Here is a 6,195-nt window from a genome sequence, read left to right as displayed (position 1 = left end):
CTCCGTCAAGGCGCGATCGACGGCCGGCGCGGAGATCATCTGGGACGTATCGAACGGCATCGACGGCGTAATGATGCCGGGCAAGGAATGCACCGTGCACGTAACTCTCACGCGAGGGTCGTGAAAGGTGCTGAGCATGCTCGGCGACACATTACCTCCGATACCGCGGTTGCCGCCGGAAAATATTGCCGTGATTGCCGGGTGATTGCTAGCCAAGCGCAGGCCTGCGCATTTCGCCTCTAAGTCATTGAAAATATGGTGGACGCACTTGGGCTCGAACCAAGGACCCGCTGATTAAGAGTCAGCTGCTCTACCAACTGAGCTATGCGTCCAAAACCGGCGGGAAAGCAACGCTCCCCCGATCGGAACCGGGCCGTTAGCATCCGGCAGCCCGCGTGCAAACCCCTTTTCAGTAGCGCTGCGGGCGGCGGCTCTGGCGGTCGATCGACATCAGGATGCCGAGGCAGATCATCACGGTCATCGACGCCGAGCCGCCGTGGCTGACCATCGGCAGCGGGATGCCCACGACCGGCGCCAGACCCATCACCATCGACAGGTTGATCGCGACATAATAGAAGATGCTCGTCGCGAGGCTGGCTGCGGTCAGCCTTGCAAAGCGGGTCTGCGCGCGCTGGCCGACGCCCAGGCCCCAGCGGATCACGAGCAGGAACGCAAGGATCAGCAGGCATCCGCCGACCACGCCCCATTCCTCCGCCATGGTCGCGAAAACGAAGTCGGTGTGACCCTCGGGTAGGTAGTCGAGATGGCTCTGCGTGCCATTGAGGAAGCCCTTGCCCCACACACCGCCCGACCCGATCGCGATCTTGGACTGGCTGATATGATAGCCGGTGCCCAGTGGATCGCTCTCGGGATCCAGAAAGATCAGCACGCGGTTGCGCTGGTAGTCATGGAGCACGAAATTGAAGGCGATCGGCGCCGCCACTGCCAGCGCCAATGCACCGCCCGCGAACAGCCGGAGCGGGATGCCAGCCAAGAACATGACGGTCGCACCGCCCAGCGCGATCATGATCGCGGTGCCCAGGTCCGGCTGCGCCATGACCAGCACGAACGGCATGCCGATGAGCAGCGCCGGGGGCCAGATCGCACTCCACTTCCGGATCTCGCCAGGCGGGAGAAGGTCGTAGAAGCGCGCTACGGCCAGCACGACCGCGACCTTCATCAGTTCGGACGGCTGGAGGCGGATCACGCCGAGATCGAGCCAGCGCTGGCTGCCGCCACTGACCGCGCCGAGCAGCTCGACGCCGAGCAGGGCCAGCAGGATACCACCGTAGGCTGGCCAGGCGCCTGCCTTCCACCAGCTTTCGGGCACGCGCGAGGCAACGATCGCCCCAATGAAGAAGACGACGAGCTTGACGCCCTGCGACAAGGCCCAGGGTCGGACGCTGCCGCCTGCGGCCGAGAACAGCACCACCAGTCCAAAACCGCCTATCGCGATGACCAGCGAGAGGACGCGCCATGGCAGCTGCGCAAGCGGCTCCGGAACGAGGCCGACGTACCTCACCGGGTCGCGTCCTGCGCCTCGGCGACCCCGCCGGGCGCGGATGCGTTGCGCTCGGTGCCGTTCACCAGGCTGGTCGCTGCGACGGCTGCCGCGCGCTCGGCCGCGGACGCGGGGTCGACGGGGACGGGCGGGGCGGGCGTGGCTTGTGCCGCGTGCCACGCCGCCGATCGAGCCGCCATGCGCGCCGCGAGGTCGCCGCCCCAGCCTACTTCCAGTGCGGCGAGCCGCTTCGTGGCCTGCTCGCGATCGAACAGCCAGGTGAGTACATCCTTGGCGACCGGCGCTGCCGCTCTGGCGCCGCCGAGGCCATGTTCGATCACGACCGAGGCGGCATAGCGTGGCGCGTCGACGGGTGCGAAGCAGACGAACAGGCCATGGTCGCGATACTTCCATTCGCCGCCTTGGCCGCGCAGCCGATCGGTGATCCGGCGAACCTGCGCGGTGCCGGTCTTGCCGCCCATGCGGACCCCTTCAAGCTGCAGGCGGGAAGCACCGGCGGTGCCACGGCCGTTCACCACTTCGTCCATGCCCCCCCGGACGATCGCGAGGTGTTCGGCGGAAAAGGACAGCGGCGCCGACGCTCTGGGCGTGCCATAAAGCAGCGCGGGGATGATCTGCCGGCCAGACGCAAGGCGCGCCGCCGACAGGGCGAGCTGGAACGGGCTGACCAGCACATAACCCTGTCCGATCGCGGCGTTGAGCGTGTCGGCCTGGGTCCAGCTCTGCTTGTAGCGACGCAGCTTCCAAGCCTCGTCGGGGATGGTGCCATAGCGTTGGGAAGGGAAGGGCAGGTCGTACTCTGCGCCGAAGCCGAGCGCGCGCGCCGCTTCGGCGATGCGGTTGATGCCGACCTCACGCCCGACCGTGTAGAAGTAAGTGTTGCAGCTGCGCGCGATCGCGGTGTGCATGGTCATCGGCCCATGCCGGGCGAGACAGCCGAACCGACGGTTGCCGAGCCGATAGCCGCCGTTGCAATAGATTACGCGGGTCGGCTCGACCCCCGCCGTCAACGCCGCCAGCGCGGTCGCGGGTTTGAAGGTCGAGCCGGGCGGGTACAGGCCCTGCAGCGTCTTGTTCATCAACGGCAGGTGGTCGTCCTCGGACAGCATCCGCCATTCGCTGCGGCTGATCCCGTCGGAGAACATGTTCGGGTCGTAGGCGGGCATTGATACCATCGCCAGAATGTGCCCGGTTTGGCAGTCGAACACGGTGACCGAGCCCGATTCCTCGCCCAGCCGCCGCGCAGCATATTCCTGTAGCCCCGCATCGATCGTCAGTCGCTGGCTCTGACCCGGTCGGTCGGGCCGGGTGGCCAGCTCCGCCACCAGCTTGCCGCGCGCGGTGACTTCGACGCGCTTGGCGCCCGGCAGCCCGCGCAGCGTCGCCTCCAGCGTCTTCTCCAGCCCGTCCTTGCCGAGCTTGAATCCCGGCGTGAGCAGGAGCGGGTTCCTGTCCGCCTTGTACTGTTCCACGGTCGCCGCGCCGACATAACCGGTCAGATGCGCGACCGCCGCGCCAGCCGGATACGCACGCGAAAATCCGCGCGATGGCGATACGCCGGGCAGCTCGGGCTGGCGCAGCGACACCGCGGCGTAACGCTCCCAGCCGATGTTCTCGGCGACAGGGACGGGCTGAAATCCGGCCGCCTGCTTCAGGTCGGCCTTGATGCGATCGAGGTCCTCCGGCAGCAGGCCGAGTAGTCGGGACAGCACAGCGAGCGCCCGCTCGGCATCCTCCAGCCGCCCCGGGATCAGGTCGACTCGGAAGTCGGTGCGGTTGTTGGCGATCGCGGCACCGTGGCGATCGACGATCCACCCGCGGCGGGGTGGCAGCAGCGTCGTGTTGACGCGGTTGCTTTCCGACAGGAGGTTGTATCGCTCGTTATCGACGATCGCGAGCCAGCCCATGCGTGCCGCCAGCATCGCGCCGAACGTGGCCTGCGCAGCGCCGAGCAGCCACGCGCGGCGCGAGAAGCTGTAGGACTGCGTGGCGGCGGAAACGACGCGCGAGTTCTGCTTCACGACCGACCTCGTTTCGCGTCGGCCCAGGCAGCCAGACGGGTCGCGATCGGAAACAACAGCGCCGCCATGCAGGCCTGCAGCAGCGTGGCGGTGTCGACATGCGCGCCGAGCGGGACGGCGATCAACCGGCCGCCGATCAGGCAGAAGCCGATCAGCCCCGCCGCGATCACCCAGTCCTGCCGGAAATCGCGGAACGCCAGGCGAGCCTCGACCAGGTCGATGAGCAGAAAGGCGAGGCTCCACAACAGCACCGCCGAGCCGAGCGGCTGACCACTGACCAGGTCGTCGACGAAGCCGAGCGGGGCTGCGGCCCATGGACGCAGCGCAAACCGGTTCAGCAAGCGCCAGGCGAGCAGCATCACCAGCCCGAGTGGCGGCAGCAGCGGCGCCGTCGCAACGATCGGTAGCGCGGTAGCCAAGGATCCGGCAGCGACCATGGCCCAGGGCAGCGCCTGCGCCGGCCGGCGCGGCAGGACGGGCGCGAAAGGGTTGACGCTATCGTCGATCATGGGCGCGGTGCCGGCAACGGCAGGAACGGACGCTGAACGATCGCGTAATCCAGGCCGTCGGGATGGGCGAAGGCACGGCCAAGCGCGTTGTCGACTCCTGCCGCCTGCACGCGCGCGACGGGCGTGCCCGGCGCATAGATCCCACCCGTGCCCGTCGTCACGAACACGTCGCCGACGTCGAAGCGCACGTTGGTGGTCACCGAACGGATATCGAGCGCCCCGTCACCTCGGCCCGCTGCGATTGCGGGCAGGCCATCACGAGTTCGTCGGACGGGAACCAGGCTTTCGGTGTCGGTCAGCAGCAGGACGCGGGACACGGCGGGACCGGTCTCCAGCACCCGCCCGACCAGCCCGTCGGGGCCGATCACCGGCATCGCGGGAAGGACGCCGTGAAGACGACCGGCATTGAGCAGGGCGAACCGGCGCCCGGAGGAGGCGGTGGAGCTTACCAGCCGTGCGGTCGCCACCGAGCTTGCGTCGCGATCACGAATCTGCAGCAACGCGCGCAGCCGTCGATTGTCGTGAACGATCGTGCGGGCGCGCACGAGCAGGTCGCGATGCCGCGCCATGTCGGCCCGCAGCGCCTGATTCTCCGCGCGGACATGAAAGTGGCTGCCGATCGCATCCGGAATACCGGCCACGGCCGCGATGGTGGCGTTGAGCGCAGTGGACACCGGCGCGGTGACACTCGCGACACTCATGCGGAGCGCGGCAAAGGCAGGCGGGTTGAACGCCGACGACAGCACGAGCAGCACCGCGCCCGCGACAGCCCCGGCGACGGCGAGGACATAGCCGGCGAAGACGGAGTACTGACGCCGGCGTGAGAAGCCGGTGCGGCGGTCGCGACCGTCTAGCATCGGCCCGCCAGGTCCGCCTGCCGATCACGGGCGAAAACCCGAACGCGCTCTGCGGGTACTAGGGGGAGAGCGATCATAGCGGGCCGTTTCGAGACTGGTCCCCGACCTTCGCGGGGAAACGATAATTCGACTTAGCCGTCCATCAGCACGCCGCGAAACATCGGATCTTCCAGCGCGCGGCCCGTGCCCAGCGCAACGCAGGTCAGCGGATCCTCCGCCACCGTCACCGGCAGTCCGGTCTCGTCGCGCAGCACCTCGTCGAGCCCCTGCAGCAACGCGCCGCCGCCGGTCAGCACGATGCCCTGGTCGACGATATCCGCCGCCAGTTCGGGCGCGGTATTCTCCAGCGCGACGCGGACGCCCTCGACGATCGTCGCCACCGGCTCCGACAGCGCCTCGGCGATCTGGCCCTGGTTGATCTGGATCTCCTTGGGCACGCCGTTCACGAGGTCGCGGCCCTTGATGAAGATCACCTGGCCGATGCCGTCTGCCGGCGGGCGGGCGATCCCGACCTCCATCTTGATTCGCTCCGCGGTCGCCTCGCCGATCAGCAGGTTGTGGTTGCGACGGATGTAGGAAACGATCGCCTCGTCCATCTTGTCGCCGCCGACCCTGACGGAGGTGGTATAGGCAAGCCCGCGCAGCGACAGCACCGCCACCTCGGTCGTGCCGCCGCCGATGTCGACCACCATCGAACCGATCGGCTCGGTGACCGGCATGTCGGCGCCGATCGCGGCGGCCATCGGCTCCTCGATCAGGAAAACCTGGCTGGCGCCCGCATTGGAGGCCGCGTCGCGGATCGCGCGGCGCTCCACCTTGGTGGAACCCGACGGCACGCAGATCACAATCTGCGGTCGGCTCCACGGCCAGCTCTTGCCGCCGTGAACCTTGCGGATGAAGTGCTTGATCATGTCCTCGGCCACGTCGATGTCCGCGATGACGCCATCGCGGAGCGGCCGGATTGCCTCGATGGTGCCCGGCGTCTTGCCCATCATCAGCTTGGCGTCGTCACCGACCGCCTTGACCCTGCGGACACCATTGATGGTCTCAACCGCGACCACCGACGGCTCGTTGAGCACGATGCCGCGCCCCCGCACGTAGACGACCGTATTGGCCGTGCCGAGGTCGATCGCCATGTCATGCGACATCATCTTGAACAAGCGCGGGAAGGAAAACATCGCCAAGGGTCGGTTCCACGAAACTGGGCGGAAATAATCCCGCCGAGGGCATCCCCGCTGCCGCCGCAGGCCGCGCTTGCGGTTCGGTCAATGCGTCTGACGGGGTCG

The 6,195-nt window shown here is 67.8% G+C and carries 5 protein-coding genes and 1 tRNA gene; all 6 read right to left on the bottom strand.

Annotated elements, in window-relative coordinates; genetic code table 11:
- Positions 1-256: 256 nt before the first annotated feature.
- The 6 genes from JWN21_RS07975 to JWN21_RS07950 all read right to left on the bottom strand — a co-directional run bounded on the left by JWN21_RS07975 (position 257) and on the right by JWN21_RS07950 (position 6,087).
- A tRNA-Lys gene (locus tag JWN21_RS07975) sits at positions 257-332 on the bottom strand.
- 77 nt (positions 333-409) lie between these two features.
- Positions 410-1,522 (bottom strand): rod shape-determining protein RodA, encoded by a 1,113-nt coding sequence (rodA, locus tag JWN21_RS07970; RefSeq protein ID WP_299648071.1) that lies wholly within the window; start codon positions 1,520-1,522, stop codon positions 410-412.
- Positions 1,519-3,543 carry a penicillin-binding protein 2 gene (gene mrdA, locus JWN21_RS07965; protein WP_299648068.1) on the bottom strand — a complete coding sequence of 675 codons (2,025 nt, stop codon included), beginning with the start codon at positions 3,541-3,543 and terminating at the stop codon, positions 1,519-1,521. The genes rodA and mrdA overlap by 4 nt, the downstream gene beginning before the upstream one ends.
- On the bottom strand, positions 3,540-4,052 hold the full coding sequence (gene mreD, locus JWN21_RS07960) for a rod shape-determining protein MreD (RefSeq protein WP_299648065.1): 513 nt from the start codon (positions 4,050-4,052) through the stop codon (positions 3,540-3,542). Before mreD ends, mrdA begins: the two co-directional genes overlap by 4 nt.
- Positions 4,049-4,909 carry a rod shape-determining protein MreC gene (gene mreC / locus JWN21_RS07955; RefSeq protein ID WP_299648062.1) on the bottom strand — a complete coding sequence of 287 codons (861 nt, stop codon included), beginning with the start codon at positions 4,907-4,909 and terminating at the stop codon, positions 4,049-4,051. Before mreC ends, mreD begins: the two co-directional genes overlap by 4 nt.
- 131 nt (positions 4,910-5,040) lie before the next feature.
- The gene (locus JWN21_RS07950; protein ID WP_299648077.1) at positions 5,041-6,087 is read right to left on the bottom strand and encodes a rod shape-determining protein; all 1,047 of its coding nucleotides are present in this window, start codon (positions 6,085-6,087) and stop codon (positions 5,041-5,043) included.
- Between the last annotated feature and the right edge of the window lie 108 nt (positions 6,088-6,195).

The sequence above is a fragment of the Sphingomonas bacterium genome (assembly GCF_028292945.1).
In the GTDB taxonomy this organism is placed as follows: Bacteria; Pseudomonadota; Alphaproteobacteria; order Sphingomonadales; family Sphingomonadaceae; genus Sphingomonas.
The sequence above is the reverse complement of the archived record's forward strand: the minus strand, read 5'-3'. Positions and strand labels throughout refer to the sequence as shown.

What these genes read in the sequence shown, in the direction of transcription:
- mreD (WP_299648065.1), bottom strand. Translation starts at nt 4,052, where the DNA reads ATGATCGACGATAGCGTCAACCCTTTCGCGCCCGTCCTGCCGCGCCGG.
- mreC (WP_299648062.1), bottom strand. Translation starts at nt 4,909, where the DNA reads ATGCTAGACGGTCGCGACCGCCGCACCGGCTTCTCACGCCGGCGTCAG.
- JWN21_RS07950 (WP_299648077.1), bottom strand. Translation starts at nt 6,087, where the DNA reads ATGTTTTCCTTCCCGCGCTTGTTCAAGATGATGTCGCATGACATGGCG.